General features: G+C 66.4%; 18 protein-coding genes and 1 pseudogene. 8 read left to right on the top strand and 11 right to left on the bottom strand.

Translation table 11 applies throughout. The features are described from left to right. Window positions 1-21: 21 nt before the first annotated feature. Complete coding sequence (locus RCF13_RS22525) at window positions 22-1410, bottom strand: phosphatase PAP2 family protein (protein WP_235643206.1); 1389 nt, start codon at window positions 1408-1410, stop codon at window positions 22-24. 373 nt (window positions 1411-1783) lie between these two features. On the opposite strand from RCF13_RS22525, the gene RCF13_RS22520 reads away from it, so the two are divergent. Both RCF13_RS22520 and RCF13_RS22515 read left to right on the top strand, forming a co-directional pair. Continuing rightward, window positions 1784-2071, top strand: a complete 288-nt coding sequence (locus RCF13_RS22520; RefSeq protein ID WP_134967820.1) for a hypothetical protein — start codon at window positions 1784-1786, stop codon at window positions 2069-2071. A 32-nt stretch (window positions 2072-2103) separates the two neighbouring features. Beyond that, window positions 2104-2292 carry a hypothetical protein gene (locus RCF13_RS22515; RefSeq protein ID WP_231352129.1) on the top strand — a complete coding sequence of 63 codons (189 nt, stop codon included), beginning with the start codon at window positions 2104-2106 and terminating at the stop codon, window positions 2290-2292. Between the two features lie 314 nt (window positions 2293-2606). Here RCF13_RS22515 and RCF13_RS22510 read toward each other — a convergent pair whose 3' ends face one another. Continuing rightward, on the bottom strand, window positions 2607-2789 hold the full coding sequence (locus RCF13_RS22510; RefSeq protein WP_231352128.1) for a hypothetical protein: 183 nt from the start codon (window positions 2787-2789) through the stop codon (window positions 2607-2609). On the opposite strand from RCF13_RS22510, the gene RCF13_RS22505 reads away from it, so the two are divergent. Further along, the gene (locus RCF13_RS22505) at window positions 2790-4886 is read left to right on the top strand and encodes an autotransporter outer membrane beta-barrel domain-containing protein (protein ID WP_308141560.1); all 2097 of its coding nucleotides are present in this window, start codon (window positions 2790-2792) and stop codon (window positions 4884-4886) included. It abuts the gene before it with no gap. A 121-nt stretch (window positions 4887-5007) separates the two neighbouring features. Here RCF13_RS22505 and RCF13_RS22500 read toward each other — a convergent pair whose 3' ends face one another. Next, window positions 5008-7203, bottom strand: a complete 2196-nt coding sequence (locus RCF13_RS22500) for a TonB-dependent siderophore receptor (RefSeq protein ID WP_134967817.1) — start codon at window positions 7201-7203, stop codon at window positions 5008-5010. A gap of 238 nt (window positions 7204-7441) precedes the next feature. Between RCF13_RS22500 and RCF13_RS22495 the strand changes: the two genes are divergently transcribed. The 3 genes from RCF13_RS22495 to RCF13_RS22485 are packed head-to-tail and all read left to right on the top strand — an operon-like array spanning window position 7442 to window position 9305. Continuing rightward, complete coding sequence (locus RCF13_RS22495; protein ID WP_134967816.1) at window positions 7442-8044, top strand: TetR/AcrR family transcriptional regulator; 603 nt, start codon at window positions 7442-7444, stop codon at window positions 8042-8044. Between the two features lie 12 nt (window positions 8045-8056). Next, window positions 8057-9169 (top strand): crosslink repair DNA glycosylase YcaQ family protein, encoded by a 1113-nt coding sequence (locus RCF13_RS22490; protein WP_231352126.1) that lies wholly within the window; start codon window positions 8057-8059, stop codon window positions 9167-9169. Window positions 9170-9182: 13 nt separating this feature from the next. Continuing rightward, a complete protein-coding gene (locus RCF13_RS22485; protein ID WP_260619799.1) occupies window positions 9183-9305 on the top strand; it encodes a hypothetical protein in 123 nt (40 codons plus the stop codon). Window positions 9306-9422: 117 nt separating this feature from the next. Here RCF13_RS22485 and RCF13_RS22480 read toward each other — a convergent pair whose 3' ends face one another. The 3 genes from RCF13_RS22480 to RCF13_RS22470 form a co-directional block, all read right to left on the bottom strand. Beyond that, window positions 9423-10016: a mechanosensitive ion channel domain-containing protein gene (locus RCF13_RS22480; RefSeq protein WP_308141559.1), complete on the bottom strand. Its 594-nt coding sequence runs from the start codon at window positions 10014-10016 to the stop codon at window positions 9423-9425. Window positions 10017-10022: 6 nt separating this feature from the next. Next, window positions 10023-10889, bottom strand: a complete 867-nt coding sequence (locus RCF13_RS22475) for a glucose 1-dehydrogenase (RefSeq protein ID WP_019659796.1) — start codon at window positions 10887-10889, stop codon at window positions 10023-10025. A 100-nt stretch (window positions 10890-10989) separates the two neighbouring features. Then, on the bottom strand, window positions 10990-11373 hold the full coding sequence (locus RCF13_RS22470) for a sensory rhodopsin transducer (protein WP_134967814.1): 384 nt from the start codon (window positions 11371-11373) through the stop codon (window positions 10990-10992). Window positions 11374-11632: 259 nt separating this feature from the next. Between RCF13_RS22470 and RCF13_RS22465 the strand changes: the two genes are divergently transcribed. Further along, window positions 11633-12106, top strand: coding sequence for an LLM class flavin-dependent oxidoreductase (locus tag RCF13_RS22465; protein ID WP_331275682.1), 474 nt, complete (start codon window positions 11633-11635; stop codon window positions 12104-12106). A gap of 77 nt (window positions 12107-12183) precedes the next feature. Here the strand turns inward: RCF13_RS22465 and RCF13_RS22460 are convergent. Continuing rightward, window positions 12184-12894 (bottom strand): annotated as a pseudogene (locus RCF13_RS22460) (alpha-amylase family glycosyl hydrolase); the annotation flags it as partial. A gap of 166 nt (window positions 12895-13060) precedes the next feature. Here RCF13_RS22460 and RCF13_RS22455 point away from each other — a divergent pair. After that, entirely contained in the window at window positions 13061-13852 is a 792-nt protein-coding gene (locus RCF13_RS22455) for an exodeoxyribonuclease III (RefSeq protein ID WP_134967813.1), read from the top strand. On the opposite strand, the gene RCF13_RS22450 is transcribed toward RCF13_RS22455, so the two are convergent. The 4 genes from RCF13_RS22450 to RCF13_RS22435 all read right to left on the bottom strand — a co-directional run bounded on the left by RCF13_RS22450 (window position 13853) and on the right by RCF13_RS22435 (window position 17553). Continuing rightward, window positions 13853-15571 carry a PAS domain S-box protein gene (locus RCF13_RS22450; protein WP_231352125.1) on the bottom strand — a complete coding sequence of 573 codons (1719 nt, stop codon included), beginning with the start codon at window positions 15569-15571 and terminating at the stop codon, window positions 13853-13855. A 120-nt stretch (window positions 15572-15691) separates the two neighbouring features. After that, the gene (locus RCF13_RS22445; RefSeq protein ID WP_134967812.1) at window positions 15692-15886 is read right to left on the bottom strand and encodes a hypothetical protein; all 195 of its coding nucleotides are present in this window, start codon (window positions 15884-15886) and stop codon (window positions 15692-15694) included. Next, entirely contained in the window at window positions 15886-16521 is a 636-nt protein-coding gene (locus tag RCF13_RS22440) for a DNA-3-methyladenine glycosylase (RefSeq protein WP_231352124.1), read from the bottom strand. The genes RCF13_RS22445 and RCF13_RS22440 overlap by 1 nt, the downstream gene beginning before the upstream one ends. Before the next feature lie 72 nt (window positions 16522-16593). Continuing rightward, window positions 16594-17553 (bottom strand): cation diffusion facilitator family transporter, encoded by a 960-nt coding sequence (locus RCF13_RS22435; protein WP_134967810.1) that lies wholly within the window; start codon window positions 17551-17553, stop codon window positions 16594-16596. Window positions 17554-17677: the final 124 nt, after the last annotated feature.

The following is a 17677-nucleotide window of genomic DNA, read 5'->3' as shown; positions in this document are numbered from 1 at the left end:
GCTGGGCGCCATGCGTGGCCGCTACCGCGGGTGCCTCATCGGCCACCACGCGGCAGCCGCACTGGCACCCCACGCCACCCACGCGCCCAGCCCCGCGTAGACCAGCGCCTGCAGGCCGGCCGCAAGCACGAACGGTTCGGCGCGCTGTGCCATCGGCAGGCACACGCCACCCAGCACCAGCAGGCCGGCCAGCAGCCATGCTGCCGAGCGCATCGACGCTCGCTCCCGGGTTGCACGCGGCAGTACCGCGCAGGCGGCTGCTACGCAGAACGGCAATAGCAGCGGCATGGCCTGCCAGGCCACACCCACGGCCAGGCTGACGCAGGCAATGGCAGCCCAGCAGATCCGCTCGCGCACCGCCGGGTGTTCGTGGCGTGCCAGCGATGTCCCCAGCGCATGGATTCCAGCCGCGATCGCACCACCCAACAGCAACCCTGCAGCAACATCGCTCCAATAGTGAACCCCCAGCCAGACCCGGGCCATTCCGGCGATCACCCCGGCCAGCAGCGCGATACCCAGCACTGCCGAGCGTTTGAACCTTCCGGTGATGTGTTGGCGTGCCAACAACCACAGCGCGACCAGCACGAAGAAGCAGGTGGCGCTGGTGGTGTGCCCGCTGGGCAGGGAAGGGCCGGCGGCACCGGCCGGGCTGAGCGTGGCGTCGAAGCTGAAGGGGCGTGGCACCGGTGCGAAGACCTTGATGCTCTGCACGGCCAGCGTGACCACCATCAACGCCATCAGCATCAGGCGGGATGCCTGCGCGCCGAACGCAACCCACAACACGGGCATTGCCAGCAGATAGAACCAGAATTCGCCCAGGACGTTGCCGATCATCGCCAGCCCGCGCACCGGCCACTGCTGGGTGCGGTGCACGCGATCCAGCTCCGCTTGGCGGAAGGCCGAGGCGGCCCCGAAGCGCGCGACGGGGCGTACTTCACTCTCGGCTACTGCGTGCAGGCGCTGATACGCGTGCTCCAGCTGCTGCGGGAAGCGCGTGCGCAGCTGGCGGGCTTCGTCACGGCTGACCCAGCGCGCCTGGATGATCTCCCGCCCGAGGTGCGGCGCATCCAGCACATTCACCGCATTGCCGTGCACCTGGACGGGTTCGAGGGCACGGCAGGCGAACACATGCACACCCGCCCTGTCGTCCAGCAGGTCGGTGGTGGCGACGGCAAACCCAGCTTCTTCCAGCGCTTCGCGGGCGGCGGTCTGTTGCGGCAATTCACCGTGTTCTGCCGTTCCGCCAGGCAGCTGCCAGCGCGAGGTGACATCCTGCACCAGCAGCAGGCGCTCACCCGAGCGCATGACGCAGACCGAGGCGGCGGTTGCCAGCGGGGGTACGAGCAGGAGTGTTGCGAGCAGCACATGTCGCAACGACGTGGTGAACGAGGGAAAGGCTGGAAGGCGCATGGCACCACCGCGTGGGGAGGGTCACGCCGATGGTGGAGTACGGCCGGGAAGGGCACTATCGGATTCGTACGAATCCGATAGTGCACTTTTGTAGATCCACGCCATGCGTGGATGGCGTTCGCGAATTGCCTGACGATCCGTCGAGCCGTGCCCGCGCTCGGCTCACCGGACCAGACGGAGCCTTGCATGGCTCAGCGCTACAGCAACCGCGTTGTGCGGGCGTACTGCGAGAAAAGACAATCGCGATGGGGCGTGTCTTGTTTAGCTGGCTGCAGCGTTCGTAGTGCGGATGGATTTGCAGCAAGTTGCATGGCATTCGGTGGCGTACGGCGCGAAAGTTTCCGGGCCTAACACTTTTCGATTCCTGGACGCCATGAACAACCTCACCCGACAGCCTCTGGCGGCAGCACTGGTGCTGGCCCTGGTTCTGCCCGCAGCATCGGTGGCCGCCGCTCCTCCCGGCGTGCCTTGCCCGAGCATTCCGCGCCCGGCAGATCCGGGTGATCCGGCTGTAGAGGTGTCCTACCTGTGCGGCGTTGAGATTGCCGCACACGGTCTCTGGTTCGATCGGTCGCTGGAGGTCTACGACGCCACCGTGATCGGCAGTCGCGATCGCTGGCCTGGCGTGGAGATGGACATCATCACCATGGCTATCTGGTGATGGACGACAGCCCGGTCGAGACTAGAGGGATGATGTCCGACGCCGTGGTGATGGCCAGCAACCATGTGGACGGCGCAAGGATCGGCCGGTCGCACCTGCGGATCTCCGGCGAGGCTTCGACGGGGCTGTACGCAGGCAACATTTCGCCGGACGCGTCAGGTCTTATCGCCAAGGCGAATACGACCACACCGCCTACGAAGTGCAGGCCGGCGCCGAGCTGAAGCTGGGCCAGCGCTGGGGGGCCGTGGGGCGGCCTGAGCGTGCAGCGCGGTGACCGTGGCTATCGCAACGTGGGCGGCCAAGTGGGTTTGCGCATGGCCTGGTGATGTCTGTCTGGGTGCGACGAATCAGCGGTAGCTGACAATGAATGGCGTAGATCGCCATAGTTTGTCGTGATCAACTTTGAAACAAGTTGTATTCAGATGCTCTGGGTGAACTGACACAGTGGCCGCTTCTGAAATCCGCCTTTTCTCCGGATACACAACAAGTAGAAGCATTGATGCGTTCGGCGCCACCTCGTCATCTCCTTGCCGCCTCATTGGCCGGCATCCTGTTTCACATCCCGCTGGCCATGGCACAGCATGTTGTCGCTGATGGCAGCATCGCGGGTGAGGACTTCAAAATGCCTGCAGCGGGTGACTATGTCACCACTGATCCTGCCCAGCACGCCTTCCATGCACTTAATGGCGGCATGATCTTGGGCGACGACGGCATCCACTTGTCAACCCAGGGTGAGAAAGCTGCCGGCGTGCGCGTGGAGGGAGCGGGCAGCGCCGTGTTCCTGGGTCGCTCCAGCAGCATTCTGACCACGGGTCATGACGCGGCGGGTATTGCGGCAGTGGCGGCGGGGTTCGATGGAACGCAGATCGCCATTGAAACCCGCGGTGACGCCGCAAGGGGTGTCGACCTGGACAACGCGCAGCTCGCGTTGTCGCAGGCGACAGTGCAGACCTCGGGAAATGCGGCACACGGTATCGTCGCCACAGGAGGCAGCCACGTCCAGTTGCAACGCACTGATGTGATGGCTCTGGGGGCAGGCGCGTGGGGCGCGGTACTGCGCGATGCCAGCCAGCTGCAGCTGGATGGCACGGTGGTTTTCAGTGAAAAGCATGGCGCAGTGCGCATTGAAGGTAGCGGCGACACCCGTATTGAACTGTCCAACGGCGCATTCCTGTATGGCGGGAATGGCACAGCGGTATCCCGGGATCCAGCAGCTACCGGACGCGTCGATGTCGTGCTGAGCGGAGGCTCGGAAATCCGCGGCGATATTGTTTCGGCACCGGGCGTTACCTCGAGCCCTGTCGGCGCGGCGGCGGATCTGCACGTGCGGCTGTCCGGTGCGTCAACGTGGACGGGACGTTCGGACGCCGTGCGTTCGTTGTGGCTGGAGAATGGTAGTACCTGGGCGTTGAGTGGAGATTCGCGTGTCGGATCGCTTGGTGTCCGCAGCAGTGCGCTGCATCTTTCCGAGGGAGCGCGCTTCAACTCGCTGACGGTTGAGGGTGATCTGCATACGGAGGATGCGCACCTCTACTTCCGTGGGGCGCTGGAAGGCGATGACTCGGCCGTGGATCGCCTGCATGTGGTGGGTGACACCCATGGCGATGCGCGCGTCTACGTGTCCAACGTCGGCGGTGTGGGTGCAGCGACGCTTGAAGGCATCACCGTGATCCAGGTCGATGGCAGGTCGGATGCGAGCTATACGCTTGCTGGGCGTACCGTTGCCGGCACCAACGAGTATTTCCTGCACAAGGGTGGTGTGGCCGGCGGTGAAGGCAACTGGTTCCTGCGTTCCGAATTGCCGACGACGCCCGATCCGTGCCAGGTCGATCCGTTGGCGCCGGGCTGTGCGCCGATCGAGCCGGTTGACCCGGTTGACCCGGTCACTCCGCCGTCTGTGCTGCGCCCGGAGGCCGGTGTCTACCTGGCCAATCAAATCGCTGCGCTGGGCATGTTCAGCCACCGGCTGAGTGATCGGCTGGGCAGCCTGGATGGAGGTGATGCACGCAATGCCTGGGCACGGTTCGGGCATGGTCAGGCCAACTTCACCGTGGTGGGTGGCCAGCTGTTGGCCAACGGCAACACCTCGGTGCTGCAGATCGGTACTGACCTGCTGCGGCGTGGCAACGCGGCTGCCGGGGTGATGCTGGGCAGTGGTCGCGCCGACAGCAGCGCAGTGTCTGATCTGACTGGCTACAGTGCCAAGGGTCGGGTGCGTGGCAGCGCGGTGGGCGTGTACGGCACCTGGTTGCAGGAGGCCGATGGCACGCGAGGCGCGTATGTGGATGCGACCCTGCAATACGGCCGATTCGACAACCGGGTGCAGGGCATCGGCCTGGCGCCGGAGCACTACGATTCGCGCATGGCCAGTGCGTCGCTGGAGACCGGCTACACCTTCAACGTGTGGCAGGGTGCCGCAAGCGCACTGTATGTGCAGCCGCAGCTGCAGCTGAGTCATGTTGACTTCCGCGCCGATCGCCACTTGGAGAGCAATGGCACGGTGATCGACCACGCCGATGCCGGTGGCCTGAGCGGGCGCCTGGGCGTGCGCGTGTTCGGTCATGGCACTGCCGCCGGCAACACCGTGCAGCCGTACCTGGGCGTGAACTGGCTGCGTGGCAGCGGCACCAGTACGTTGCAGTTCAACGGTGACACACTGGGGGCGGACGTGCCGCGCAACCGCTACGAAGTGCAGGCCGGTGCCGAGCTGAAGCTGGGCCAGCGCTGGGGGGCGTGGGGCGGCCTGAGCGTGCAGCGCGGTGACCGCGGCTATCGCAACGTGGGCGGCGAAGTGGGTTTGCGCATGGCCTGGTAAGTGAGCCTGCATCGGAGTCAGATCCCCTTGCCAAGGCAAGGGGATCTGACCCCGGCTGCTGCTGGAGAGCCGAGTCTATGCTCGGCTCCACAGCAGATCCACGCCACGCGTGGATAACTTCTCAGAAATCCATGGTTGCCGAGAACAAAGCCGTTCTCGGTGCCCCCAGCGCCAGGCTGGAAAGCAACGGCATGCCCCAATACGCCTTGTTGGTCACGTTGTTCACCGTGGCGCGCAGCGCCAGCGGCCTGCCGGCCAGTGTGGTGCTGTAGCGCGCGCCCACGTCGAACAACGTGCGCCCCGGCACCGACAGGCGGTTGTCGGCACTGATGTACTGCTTCGACATCGCCGTGGCATTACCAGTCAGAGTCAGGCCTTCCAGCGCGGGCACATCCCACTCCACGCCCAGCTTGGCCTGCCGCTGCGCAATTGCCGTGGCCATGCGGCCTTCATTCACGCCGCCAGCCGTGCGGGTCAGCTTCGGCTGTACATAGGCCACGCCACCGAGCAGGCGCACGCCGTCCATCGGTGTGCCGAAGAAGCCCCATTCTACGCCCCGGTTCCGCTGTTCGCCGCCGAACGAGAAGATATTCGTGACCGGGTCGGTGTAGCTGCTGGGGCGCTTGATTTCATACAGGCTGAAGGTGTGCGCGAAGCGGCCCAGGTCCAGCTTCAGGCCCAGCTCCTTCTGCCTGGTGCGGAACGGCGCGAATACATCGCCGGCATTGGCGGCGGTCATCGGCGCGGTGGCGCCCTGGCTGAGGCCCTCGATGTAGTTGGTGTAGAGGGAGATCGTGTCGGTGGCCTTCACCAGCAGCGCCGCTGCCGGGGTGGTGGCGCTCTCGTCGTAGCGCGAGGTGCGTGCACCCGTGGCGACGTTGAAGGTCTCACTGACCACCTGCTGGCGGCGCACGCCCAGGGTCAACTGCACGCGCTCATCGGCGAAGGACAGGGTATCGGCAACGCCGAGGCTGTCCAGCTGCAGTTCGGTATGCGAGATGTGTGGCGCCACGAACGGCGCGGCCGGGCCCCAAACCGGGTTGTACAGGTTGGTGGTCCAGTCCCAGCCTGGCACGCTGCGGCGGCCGTAGTCGTTCTGGGTGTGCTGGTAGTGGGTCACGTTGGCAGCCCACTGGTGGCCGACGCTGCCGGTCCGGAACGAACCGCGCAGGCCGGCATCGCCGGACTGCTTCCTGATATCGAAGGCGAGCTGGCCGATCACCGTGGTGAAGTCGCCGGCCGGGTTGAGGATCTGCGCGCTGATCGAACCGTTGTAGCGGTAGTCGGTCCTGCTGGTGCCGTAGGCCAGGTAGGCCATCAGGGTATCGTTGATGTCCAGTTCGCCGCGCAGCATCGCGCCCTTGTCCTGGCTGTCCACGTAGGCCCAGTCCGGGTTGATCAGCGTATCGCCACGCGGCGGCCGCGGAATGGCGACGCCGGGTGCCAGGCCGACGCCACGTGCGGGGCCGTCAACACGGTCATCGGCGCTGTACAGATCGGCCGACAGCCGCGCACGTTCGCCGCGCCAGTCCAGTGCCAGCGAACCGAGCTGGACCTTCTTGCGCTGCTTGCCCACGGCGCCATCGCCATCACGGTACGCGCCGTTGAAGCGGACGCCGAACTGCTTGTCCGCGCCGAGCCGACGGCCCATGTCCACATGGGTGCCGAACTGCGCGTCGGAGGCGAAGTTGGCGCTGATCCGCAACAGCGGCTGCTCGCCAGCGCGCTTGGGCACCAGGTTGACGCTGCCGCCGACCGAACCACCCGGCGGCATGCCGTTGAGCAGCGCGGAGGGGCCCTTCAGTACCTCGATGCGTTCGAACATTTCCGGCGAGGTGCGGTAGTAGGGCGCCATGCCACTCAGCCCGTTGAAGGTGGTGTCGCTGGTGCTGGAGGCGAAGCCGCGGATTGCGTAGTTCTCGCTCCAGGAACCGGTGACGCCGTTGCTGAACACCGTGGGGTCGGTGGCGGCGATGACGTCGGTCAGGTCCTTGGCCTGGCGGTCGCGGATGAAGGACTCGGTGTAGCTGACCGTACTGAACGGCGTATCCATGAAGTCCTTGTCGCCGAGCAGGCCGATACGGCCACCGGCGGCCACCTGGCCGCCGGCATAGTCGCCGGTCACGCGGCGCTGTTCCTGTACCTGCACCGAGGGCAGGGTGGACGGCGCGGTTTCGGCCAGCGCGGCACACGATGCCATCAGGCCAAGCGCGAGCGCCGATGCGCGGTAGCGCCGGGCCAGCCCGTGTGGAAGTGGCTGGCTGCAGGACACGGCGGCAGCATGGTTTTGTGAAGAGTAGAAGGGGGATACGGTCATGCCAGGGTCCTGTGAATCGCGAGGGCGAGCGCGCCTGGCGCGCGGCCATCGGCAAGCACGGGGGAGGGCGCAGCGCGGGGTTGTCGGCTGGGTGGGGACCTGGCGGGAAGTGAGCCACGGGCTCGATCCGGACTGCGCCATGATTGCGAACCAGACGCATTCCGAATTAGTTGAGTAAATTAAACTAAAGAGACCGAAGCGGACAAGAGGGTCCCTTTGCTGGCACCCTCGGCAGGGTATGAACACGCAACGCGAAACCACGGTGCCGCCTCGCGGCCGTCCACCGACCATCACCCCCGAGCGCCTGGCCGACATCGGCATCCGCCTGGGTCTGCCCAACCTGACCATGGCCAACGTGGCCGCCGAACTGGCGGTGACCCAGGCCGCGCTATACAAGCGCGTGGCCAGTTTGGAGGCGTTGAAGCGGCTGGTGGCGGAGGCAGTGTTCCGGCGCTGGCAGATCCCGCGCGCGTCGGCCGATGCGGCGGGCGGTCTGCAGGGCTATCTGATGGTGTTCGTGGCATCGTTGTGCGAGGTGGTGAAGGCGCATCCCGGGTTGCCGCCATACCTGCTGCGGCGCACGGTGGCGACCGCGCCGATGCTGGAAAAGATTGCCTCGCACCAGGCGCATGTGGCCGAAGTGTTCGGCCTGCCGATGGACAAGGCACGCCGGCTGCTGGCCACGATCGCGTTCTATTGCATGGCCGGTGCCGACACCATCTACGCGATTGCGGACGACGAAGAAGGCCAGGTGATCACCGAGTTCAAGCAGGGCATGCGGGCGCTGGTGATCGGGTCGTTGCAGTTGTTGGATGCGGAGGACGCGGACGGATCACCGTGATGCCATCCACGCATGGCGTGGATCTACAATGCGGCCATGCCAGCCACGCCCACCCTTGAAGATCTGCGCCGCTATGCGGTGGCGCGCACCCTGTTCAAGCCGACCACGCTGCTGACCGCGATCCGGAAGCTGGGCTTCGTGCAGGCCGACCCGATCCGGGCACCGGCACGCGCGCAGGATCTGACCCTGCGGCACCGGGTGAAGGACTATCGCGCGGGTGATCTTGAACGGCGTTATGCGCGCTTGCCGGTGGAAGAGGACTGCCTGGTGAACTACGGCTTCCTGCCGCGCGAGCATCTGGCGCTGATGCACCCGCGCGTGTCCAAGCGCGAGTGGGACGCCGAGACCCATCGCCGCGCGGCCGAGGTGCTGGCGTTCGTGCGCGAGCGCGGCAGCGTGCATCCGCGCGAGGTCGACCAGGCGTTTGCGCATGGGCGGGTGACCAACTACTGGGGCGGCACCAGCAACGCCAGCACGCATCTGCTGGACGGCATGCACTACCGTGGCCTGCTGCGGGTGCAGCGGCGTGATAGTGGCACGCGCATCTATGCAGTGGCCGAGCACGCCGAACCGGATGCCAGCGAGCAGGCACAGATCGAACGCCCCGCTGCCCTGATTGATCTGGTGGTGCGCAAGTACGCGCCGTTGCCGTCGGCCAGCCTGACCTATCTGGTGCGCCTGCTGGGCTATGGTGCACCGCATCTGGCCGAGCAGACCCGCAAGGCATTGGCGCTGGCCAAGCAGCAGCTGGCCAGCTGCACGCTGGAGGGCACCACCTGGTACTGGCCGGCAGACGAGAATCCACGCTCGCGCAGGCACGCGCCAGACGAGCAGGTGCGCCTGCTGGCGCCGTTCGACCCGGTGGTATGGGACCGCCGCCGTTTCGAGCTGTTGTGGAATTGGGTCTACAAGTTCGAAGCGTACACGCCTGCGCCGAAACGCCAGTACGGCTACTACGCACTGCCGGTGCTGTGGCACGACCAGGTAGTGGGCTGGGCCAACCTGAGCGTGCGCGACAGTGAGTTGGTGTCGAGCGTGGGTTATGCCGGCAAGTCGCTGGCCCGCGACAAGGTGTTTGGTGGCGCGCTGGACGACGAGCTGCAGCGCATGGCGGAGTTCCTGTAGCGCCAAGCGGCGCATGGGTACCTATCTGGTGCTGGCCGCGTTGGTGTGTTCGTCTGTGATCGGGTTGGGCTTCGGCTGCTTCCCGGCACGCAGTGCTGCACAGCTGGACCCTATCCAGGCACTGGCGGCGGAATAGGGCCGCCCGCTATGGCACCTGTAGAGCCGAGCCCGCGCTCGGCTGCACTCCGTTCAGGTCGCGCTGTACCGAGCGCTGCGCGCAGCAAGCCGAGCATGGGCTCGGCTCTACAGCTACTCAGCGCACCTTGCCTTTGATCGGCACGCTTCCTGGCAGCTGGGAATAGCCGCCGTCACCCCAGTGCCGGGTGATGCGCTGGAAGAACAGCGAGTTCGGCACGCGCAGCAGGCAACCGGGCGCGCCGTCGCCACGATCACTCAGCGTGGTGTAGATCAGGTTGATATCAACCACCTGACCGCACAAGCCCGGCTTGTCCACGCTTTCCAGCACTTCGATGGTGTCATTGATGCGGAACGGGCGCGTGGCGACGATCAGGAACGAACAGAACAGGTTGGACAACACGCTCCACGCGGCGAAGAACGCCACCGCACCGACCGCCATGAACCCGGTCAGCGCGGTCCACAGCACCGAGCGCGACACGCCCAGTCGCTCCAGTATCAGCAGCGCGGCCGCCAGATACAGCAGCAAGGCACCGCCGCGGCGCAGGCCCACATGAAGCTCTGGTGCCAGCCTGCCGCGCTCCCGCGCCTGCACCAGCAGCCACGCCAGGGCATGCACCATCACCCATGCGACGCCGAGGATGGCCAGCACCTCGGCCACCGGCACAACGACGGTCAGCCAGTCCTCGATCCAGGCGGGCAGTCCGGTCATGAGGGGTCACAGTGTTGCCGCGCCGCCGGAGATGGTCAGCAGCGCACCGGAGGTGTAGCTGGCGCTGTCCGAAGCCAGCATCACATAGGCCGAGGCCAGCTCGGCCGGCTGTCCGGGGCGGCCGAACGGCGTCTGTGCGCCGAACTGTTCGACCTCTTCGGCGGCCATGCCTGCGGGAATGAACGGCGTCCAGATCGGGCCGGGCAGCACGGCATTGACGCGGATCTGATGCTCGGCGAGCAGGCCGGCCAGCCCCAGCGTCAGGTTGGCGACGGCACCTTTGGTTGCAGAATAGGGAAGGATGTTCGGCGTCGGTCGCTTGGAATTGACCGACGCCGTGTTGATGATCGCACCACCACCGCGCAGGTGTGGCACGCACAGCCGGGTCAGATTGAACACGGCATGCACGTTGGTATCGAACGTCCGCTTCCAGTCATCCAGGGTGATGTCATCGAAGTGCTCGTAGTAGCGCTGGTAGGCCGCGTTGTTGACCAGGATGTCGAGACCGTCCAGTTCGCTGGCCACGCGGTCTACGAGCGATCGCGCCTGCGCCGGGTCGCTGATGTCACAGGGCACCAGCACGGCCTTGCGCCCGGCCTGTTCGATCTGCTGCTGCACATGGCGGGCGTCGTCCTGCTCGCCATCGAGGAATGCGATGGCAACGTCGGCGCCTTCGCGCGCGAAAGCGATCGCCACCGCCGCGCCGATACCGCTGTCACCGCCGGTGATCAGTGCCTTCTTGCCCTGCAGCAGGCCATGCCCGCGATAACTGTCCTCGCCGTGGTCCGGCCGGGGCTGCATCTGCGCAGTCTTGCCGGGGAAGGATTGCTGCTGGGCCGGGAAGGGCGGGCGTGGGTAGTCGGGCAGGGCCATCGTCACTCTCCGAAAGGAAACCGGCGCCAGTCTCCCTGCAAGCGGGTAAACGGCTGGAGGGCGCGGTGTCGTTGCAGCGTGGACGCCTGCGCGCGCGGCTTCACACTGGATGCGCGATGGTGGTCATGATGCTGTTGGCCGGTTGCCTTGAATCCAGCCGCGTGTGCTGCACGATGATCGGCTGGTCGGATTCGACGAGGGTGGCGAAGCCCGTGCCGCGCGGCACAGGTGCCGGATGCTGCAGATCGTTGAAGCGCAGATGGCAGGTGCGCCGCGCCGGCACCGTGATCCGGTAGGGGCCCACCGGATCGCGGTCCTCGAAGTAGAGGGTCAGGGTGACATGTGCGTCCTCGTTGCCGGCATTGAGGACGCAGCATGTTTCGTGACTCTGCATCTCCGGTGACGGGCCGTTGCTCCAGGCCGGAATGTAGCCTTCGGCGATAGCCCAGCGTCGATGCCCGATGCAGGAAGCGTTCGTTTCCATGACGCCGTTTTAGCTGGAGGGGTGTTGCCATCGTGTCCAGTCCCCGCACGGAATCCGTGATGACCATCGGCTACCACGCATCGCATGAGCAGTTCCCGCCCACCACCTTGCTGGGCCTGGCGCTGCGCGCCGAACAGGCGGGATTCGAGGCCCTGATGTGCTCCGACCATTTCCACCCGTGGACGGCTGCGCAAGGCAGTCCGGCCACAGCTGGGTGTGGGCCGGCGCGCTGGCGGTGCAGAGCGCGTTGACCCTGGGCATGGTGACGTGCCCGATGCTGCGCCAGCACCCGGCCTTGGTGGCACAGGCAGCGGCGACGCTGGAGCAGCTGGCGCCGGGCCGGATCTGGCTGGCGCTGGGTACCGGCGAGGCCCTGAACGAGCGCATCACCGGCCAGCCGTGGCCAGCCAAGCGCGAGCGGCAGAAGGCGCTGCGCGATGCTGCCGAGGTGATGCGGCGGCTGTGGGGCGGCGAGCGGGTCGACCACGACGGTGGCTTCCAGGTGCGCCAGGCGCGACTGTACAGCCGGCCGGCACTTCCCCTGCCGCTACTGGGGGCGGCCGTCACTGAGGAAACCGCACGCTGGATGGGGGGCTGGGCCGATGGCCTGATCACCATCAGCCAGCCACTGGCGCAGTTGCGGCGCGTGTGCGGCGGCGCCTGCGGTCCGTATTCGGCCATGACCCGGGCCACTTCACTGGCGTCGCCGCGCGCCAGGGCCAGGAAGAAATGATTGTTCAGATGGAAGTCGAGCAGGTGCGAAAGCCGCCGCCCCTGGCACAGGAAGTCACCGTAGCGGGACGCGCGGACATCCGCTTCGCCGATCAACGGTAGCCCTGGCTGCTGTGCGTCTGCCGTGGCGCGCATTTCCTCCAGCAGCCACAACCCGTCGTCGCGCGGGTCCGCGTGGCGGGCGCGCTCGACCATGTACGGGACCGCATCCACGCGGAAGCCGGCCACGCCGCGCTGCATCCAGAACGTCATCACCCGCAGCAGTTCGTCGCGTACTGGCGCATGGGCCAGCTCCAGGTCTGGCTCGTGCCGGTAGAACATGTGCCGGTTGAACGCGCCTGCCTCGGCGTCCCAAGTCCAGGCAGACGCCTCGTTCGGCGGGAACATGGGCTGCAGGCCGTCGTCGGGCACGTGGTCGCTCCACAGGTACCAGCGGCGCCATGCCGGGTCGCCCCGCTGCGCGGCGACGAACCATGGGTGGGCGCTGGCAGAGTGCTGCATGACCAGCTCGACGATGATGCCGATACCGCGTGCGTCGGCAGCATCGACCAGGCGCTGGAACGCCGCCTCGTCACCCAGGCGTGGATCGATGCGGTAGTGATCGGTGACATCGTAGCCACCGTCACGGCCGGCATTGCAATAGAACGGCAGCAGCCACAGGTGGCTGACACCGAGCCACTGCAGGTAGTCCAGCTTTTCGGTGATGCCATCCAGGGTGCCCCAGCCGCGCCCATTGCTGTCGCGGAACAGGTAGGGGTCGACCTGGTAGATCGCGCGCAGCGGGCGCACCGCCTTGGGGCTTCTCCGTCACTGGCCACGGGTGACCAGCCTGCTGTCGCCCGTGGCAGCGGTTCGTGAAACGGATGGCACCCTGTCATGACATGGCATCCACGGACTCTGCATGCGCGGGCGCGCACAGTGAATGCTCATTCCCGGCGCCGAGGAGTCTTCCTGCATGGCCCGACGTAAAACGCTTCGCATTGCCACGTTCAACGTCAACGGCATCGGCACACGCTTGCCGCAGCTGTTGGACTGGCTGCACAGGGAATCGCCGGATGTGGTTGCCCTGCAGGAACTGAAGGCGACCGACGCCGCGTTTCCGGCTTCAGTATTGGAAGAGGCGGGATACGGCGCGCTCTGGCAGGGCGAGGCGCGTTGGAACGGCGTGGCGCTGCTGGCACGAGGGACCACGCCGGTCGAGAGCCGCCGCCGATTGCCGGGCGAGCCCAAGGACACCCAGAGCCGCTACCTGGAGGCGGCGGCGCACGGGGTCATCGTGGGTGCCCTCTACCTGCCCAACGGCAACCCGCAGCCCGGGCCCAGGTTCGACTATAAGCTGCGCTGGATGGAGCGCCTGATCCGGCATGCGCGCAGCCTGGTCGAGCTGCCGCATCCGGCGCTGCTGCTGGGTGATTTCAACGTGATTCCCACGGACGCCGATGTCTATGACCCGAAGGCCTGGCGCCGCGATGCGCTGTTCCAGCCTGAAGTGCGCGAAGCCTTTGAACGACTGCTGGCGCAGGGCTGGACCGATGCGGTGCGGGAGGTGCACGGCGACGCCACGATCTATACCTTCTGGGATTATTTCCGCCAGCATGCCGAGCGCGACCGTGGGTTGCGCATCGATCATCTGCTGTTGAACCCCGTACTGGCGGAGCGACTGAAGGACGCTGGCGTCGACCGCTGGGTACGCCTGCAGGCAAAGGCCAGCGACCACGCGCCGGCCTGGGTGACGGTAAGCGCGTGATCAACGCGCGGCGGGGTCCTCGCGTCGCTCGCGGCGTACCCGTGCGCGGGTGCGATACAGGCGGCTGTCCGCTTTCTGGATGGTGTCGGCCACCGGCTCGCCGGGCGTGTTGATGGCCGCGCCCATCGAGAACGCGCTGGGCGAGAGCGCGGCGTGGTCCTGGTACCAATGCTCCAGTTCGCTCAACCGGCCGTCCGCAGGCGCGACCAGTACCACCATGAATTCGTCGCCGCCCAGTCGCACCACTGTCTCATCCTTGCCCAGCGGTGAGCGCAGGAACGTGGCGAACTCGACCAGGACGGCGTCGCCACGCCGGTGGCCTTGGGTGTCGTTGATGTGCTTGAAGTGGTCCAGGTCGAACATCACGCAGGCCCAGCGCTCGTCAATCAGTTCATCCAGCCGGTGCAGGTAACGCCGGTTGTAGCACTGGGTGAGCGGATCCTTGAAGGACATCTCGCGCAGCTGCTGCTCCTGCATCCTCAGCGCGGTGACGTCCTGTGCATGCCCCAGCACGTAGGGCGGGCTGGCTTCGTTGTCGAGCACGTTGTGGTACGCCCAGTAGTGACGCGTACCATCGGCGGCAATCAGCTCGATCACGCCAGCGTCGGTGTGATTTGCCCGGATCCGAGCGAGGTAGGCCTTGAAGCACTCGCGTTTTTCCGGCGGCATCAGGTCACACAGGCTGCGCCCGATCATCTGGCTTTCCTCGAAGCCCAGCGACTGCACCGCCGCGGGATTCACCGAGGTCAATGTGCCGTCCAGCGTGTGGGTGCAGATCAGGCCCAGGCTGTAGTGGAACAACCGCCGGTAGCGGGTTTCGCTCGCTTCCAGCGCGTCCAGCGCGGCTCGTTCGTCCGTGATGTCCTGGATCGCCCCGACCAGGCGCGGATGGCCGTCGACCTGTTGCCGGCTGCCAACGACCCGGGTCCAGATCGCACGACCGTCGGCGGTGGTCATCGGTAGCTGTACTTCCCAGGAAGCGCCTTCGTCGATACAGCGCTTTACCGCAGCCTGGATGATATTGCGGCTGTCTTCGCGATAGAACGAGAGTGCGGTCTCCAACGTAGGCTCGAAGTTGCTGCGTACGCCATGCAACTGCTTGGTTTCCCGTGTCCAGCGCACCTCGTTGGTCAGCAGGTCCATCTCCCAGCCGCCTACCCGTGCGGCACGGTTGGTACGCTCCAGGAAGTCCTCGCTGCGTTTCAGCTCGCGGTGCAGCGCCTTGGCCTGGCCCACCTGCGCCATCAGGGTGCTGCGCTGTTCCAGCACCTGGGTGGTGACCCGCGCCAGATGCACCATCAGTTCGCGCTGGGAGGGGGACAGCACACCGGGCATCGGGTCGAGCAGGCACAGCGTGCCGATACGTGCGCCGTGCGCCGAGCCCAGAGGGATGCCAGCGTAGTGGCGGATGCGCGGCCCACCCGTCACCAGGGGATTGGTGGAGAAACGTGGGTCCTGGCGCGCATCGGGTATCTCGAACAGCTCGTCCTGGCGTATGGCATGGGTGCAGAAGGAAATTTCGCGGGCCGTTTCGCGGACGCCCTCAAGGCCGATGTTGGCCTTGAACCACTGGCGGTCTTCGGCTACCACGCTGATCAGGCCCATGGTCATGCCGGTTGCGGCGCGGGCGGAGGCGACGATGGCATCGAACACCGGCTCCGGCGGCGTATCCAACAGGTGCAGTCGTTCGATTTCGAGCAGTCGTTCGGCTTCGTCCATGGCGCTTTTCAGGGCTGGGTGGCGAGGGCGGTTGCGGCGGCTGTCTGGGACTAACGTAGTAGGTGCGGCGTTATGTATCGCCATGGCTGGGTGATGCCGACGTGAGCTGGGTGCGCCGGTTCAGTGCTCGCGCAGCGACGCCTGCAATGCGGTTGCCAGCGCCGCGTCCCCGGACACCAGATCCTGCCAGCGCAACGCAATGCCCTTGCGTCGCCCCTTCTCCGCCAGCTTCAGGCCTTCAGGGTCCACAGTCAGGGTGTAGGGCTGGCCATTGATCTCCAGTTCGCGTCGCAACGGCTTGTCGAGAGGTGTCATCAACGTCTCCTTGCGGGGGCGGAGATGCGGCGTCGCCGCACCGATACGTGACGGTGGTCACGGACGTGCCATCGCCAGGGGAAATCGACGGCTCGGGTGATTCCGATGCGTGGACCAACTTCCGGGTCGGACGGAGGCGGGGTGCCATCGCTGGCGATCACGATGCCATGGCTGCCGGTCACCAGATCGGCGCCGTCGAAGCTGCGGTCCAACCCGAAGGCCTGCGAGAGCTTGCCGGGGCCACTGGCCAGATCGTGGTCGCGGCGCGCGGCGGGGCGCAGTTCGCGCATACGCTCCAGGCCCAGCAACGGCTCGATGGCCCGCAGCAGCACCGCCACGCCTTCGCCTGCTTCGCCGCAGACCACGTTGCTGCCCCAGTGCATGCCGTACGTGAAGTAGACATAGAGGTGGCCGGCCTCACCGAACATGCTGGCCGTGCGCGGCGTTGGCCCGCGATAGGAGTGCGCGGCGGGATCGTCGCTGCCGGCATAGGCTTCAACTTCGACGATGCGGCCAGCGCGACCATCGTCGCGCACCAGCAGTTTGTTGAGCAGCTCCGGCGCAACGTCGGTCGATGGACGCCGGTAGAAGCTGCGCGGCAGGATCTGCAGGGAGGCGGGCAACCAATCCGGCACGGTGGTGGCAGGCTCGGGTGAAAGACCGTGGCACTGTGGCATCGATCAGGTGAAACGGGCGCAGACGCCGCGTCATTCCGGCGCAGGCGGTGCGGCCAATGCAGCGCGCCGGGCGGCATACACCTCCGGCGTCTGCGGCTTGATGAACAGTGCCACCAGTTCCGGATACTCGCGCTTCACCGCCGTTTCGATGCGGGTGATGCAGGCTTCGATCTGCGGGGTCCGGCGGTCATCCTCGAACTCAGCGCTGAGCATGGCCACGACCTGTTCCGGGCCCATCTGCATGGTGGTCACGCCATTGGCACGGCGCAGGTCCGGATCGGTTTCGGCCACCGCCATGATCCGCTCGGCCACCGCAGGATGGGCCGGCTCGCCCACCAGCAGTCCCTTGGTTTCGCGTGCGAGAAGAAAGGCGGTGGCGGCAAGCACGCCGGCGATGCACAGCGACGCCACACCATCAAGCACCGGCATGTCCAGGACCTGGGCGGCCACGAGCCCGATCAGTGCGAAACCCAGGCCCAGCAGGGCCGCGCTATCCTCCAGCAGCACGGTAAAGGTGGAAGGATCCTTGCTGCGGCGGAACGCTTCGAAGTAGCCAAGTCTGCCCTTGGTGCGCCGGAACTCACGCAGCGCCACCCACCAGGAAGCCCCCTCGAACAGGATGGAGATGCCCAGCACGCTGTAGCTCAACGCGTGGTTGGTGGCCGGCTCCGGCTGGCGGATGTGCTGGATACCTTCGTAGGCCGAAACGCCGGCGCCGGCAGCGAACACCAGCAGGGCGACGATGAAGCTCCAGAAGTACAGTTCGCGGCCATAGCCGAACGGATGTACCGGGTCCGGCGCCTTGCCGGCGCGGCGCAGCCCGTACAGCAGCAGCACCTCGTTGAGGGTGTCGACCAGCGAATGCACGCCCTCGCTGAGCATGGCCGAGCTGCCGGAGATGCCGGCAGCAATGAACTTGGCGATGGCAATGGCCAGGTTGCCCGCGAGGGCGGCGTAGATGACCAGACGGGAACCGGTGGGGGCGGACATTCGGGTGTGGGTAGAGACAGTCGGAGTGGCTCATCCTCCGCGCCTGGCCGTGCTCAGCACGTCGACGGCCTCCGCGTGGCGGGGCGAGAAGGGCTGCGCCCACCGTCGACGTTTCCCCGAGCAA

The organism is Stenotrophomonas maltophilia group sp. RNC7 (assembly GCF_030910085.1).
GTDB lineage: Bacteria > Pseudomonadota > Gammaproteobacteria > Xanthomonadales > Xanthomonadaceae > Stenotrophomonas > Stenotrophomonas sepilia.
This window is presented reverse-complemented; position numbering and strand designations above follow the sequence as displayed.

What these genes read in the sequence shown, in the direction of transcription:
- RCF13_RS22525 (WP_235643206.1), bottom strand. Translation starts at nt 1,410, where the DNA reads ATGCGCCTTCCAGCCTTTCCCTCGTTCACCACGTCGTTGCGACATGTG.
- RCF13_RS22520 (WP_134967820.1), top strand. Translation starts at nt 1,784, where the DNA reads ATGAACAACCTCACCCGACAGCCTCTGGCGGCAGCACTGGTGCTGGCC.
- RCF13_RS22515 (WP_231352129.1), top strand. Translation starts at nt 2,104, where the DNA reads ATGTCCGACGCCGTGGTGATGGCCAGCAACCATGTGGACGGCGCAAGG.
- RCF13_RS22500 (WP_134967817.1), bottom strand. Translation starts at nt 7,203, where the DNA reads ATGACCGTATCCCCCTTCTACTCTTCACAAAACCATGCTGCCGCCGTG.
- RCF13_RS22495 (WP_134967816.1), top strand. Translation starts at nt 7,442, where the DNA reads ATGAACACGCAACGCGAAACCACGGTGCCGCCTCGCGGCCGTCCACCG.
- RCF13_RS22490 (WP_231352126.1), top strand. Translation starts at nt 8,057, where the DNA reads ATGGCGTGGATCTACAATGCGGCCATGCCAGCCACGCCCACCCTTGAA.
- RCF13_RS22485 (WP_260619799.1), top strand. Translation starts at nt 9,183, where the DNA reads ATGGGTACCTATCTGGTGCTGGCCGCGTTGGTGTGTTCGTCTGTGATC.
- RCF13_RS22480 (WP_308141559.1), bottom strand. Translation starts at nt 10,016, where the DNA reads ATGACCGGACTGCCCGCCTGGATCGAGGACTGGCTGACCGTCGTTGTG.
- RCF13_RS22475 (WP_019659796.1), bottom strand. Translation starts at nt 10,889, where the DNA reads ATGGCCCTGCCCGACTACCCACGCCCGCCCTTCCCGGCCCAGCAGCAA.
- RCF13_RS22470 (WP_134967814.1), bottom strand. Translation starts at nt 11,373, where the DNA reads ATGGAAACGAACGCTTCCTGCATCGGGCATCGACGCTGGGCTATCGCC.
- RCF13_RS22465 (WP_331275682.1), top strand. Translation starts at nt 11,633, where the DNA reads ATGGTGACGTGCCCGATGCTGCGCCAGCACCCGGCCTTGGTGGCACAG.
- RCF13_RS22455 (WP_134967813.1), top strand. Translation starts at nt 13,061, where the DNA reads ATGGCCCGACGTAAAACGCTTCGCATTGCCACGTTCAACGTCAACGGC.
- RCF13_RS22450 (WP_231352125.1), bottom strand. Translation starts at nt 15,571, where the DNA reads ATGGACGAAGCCGAACGACTGCTCGAAATCGAACGACTGCACCTGTTG.
- RCF13_RS22445 (WP_134967812.1), bottom strand. Translation starts at nt 15,886, where the DNA reads ATGACACCTCTCGACAAGCCGTTGCGACGCGAACTGGAGATCAATGGC.
- RCF13_RS22435 (WP_134967810.1), bottom strand. Translation starts at nt 17,553, where the DNA reads ATGTCCGCCCCCACCGGTTCCCGTCTGGTCATCTACGCCGCCCTCGCG.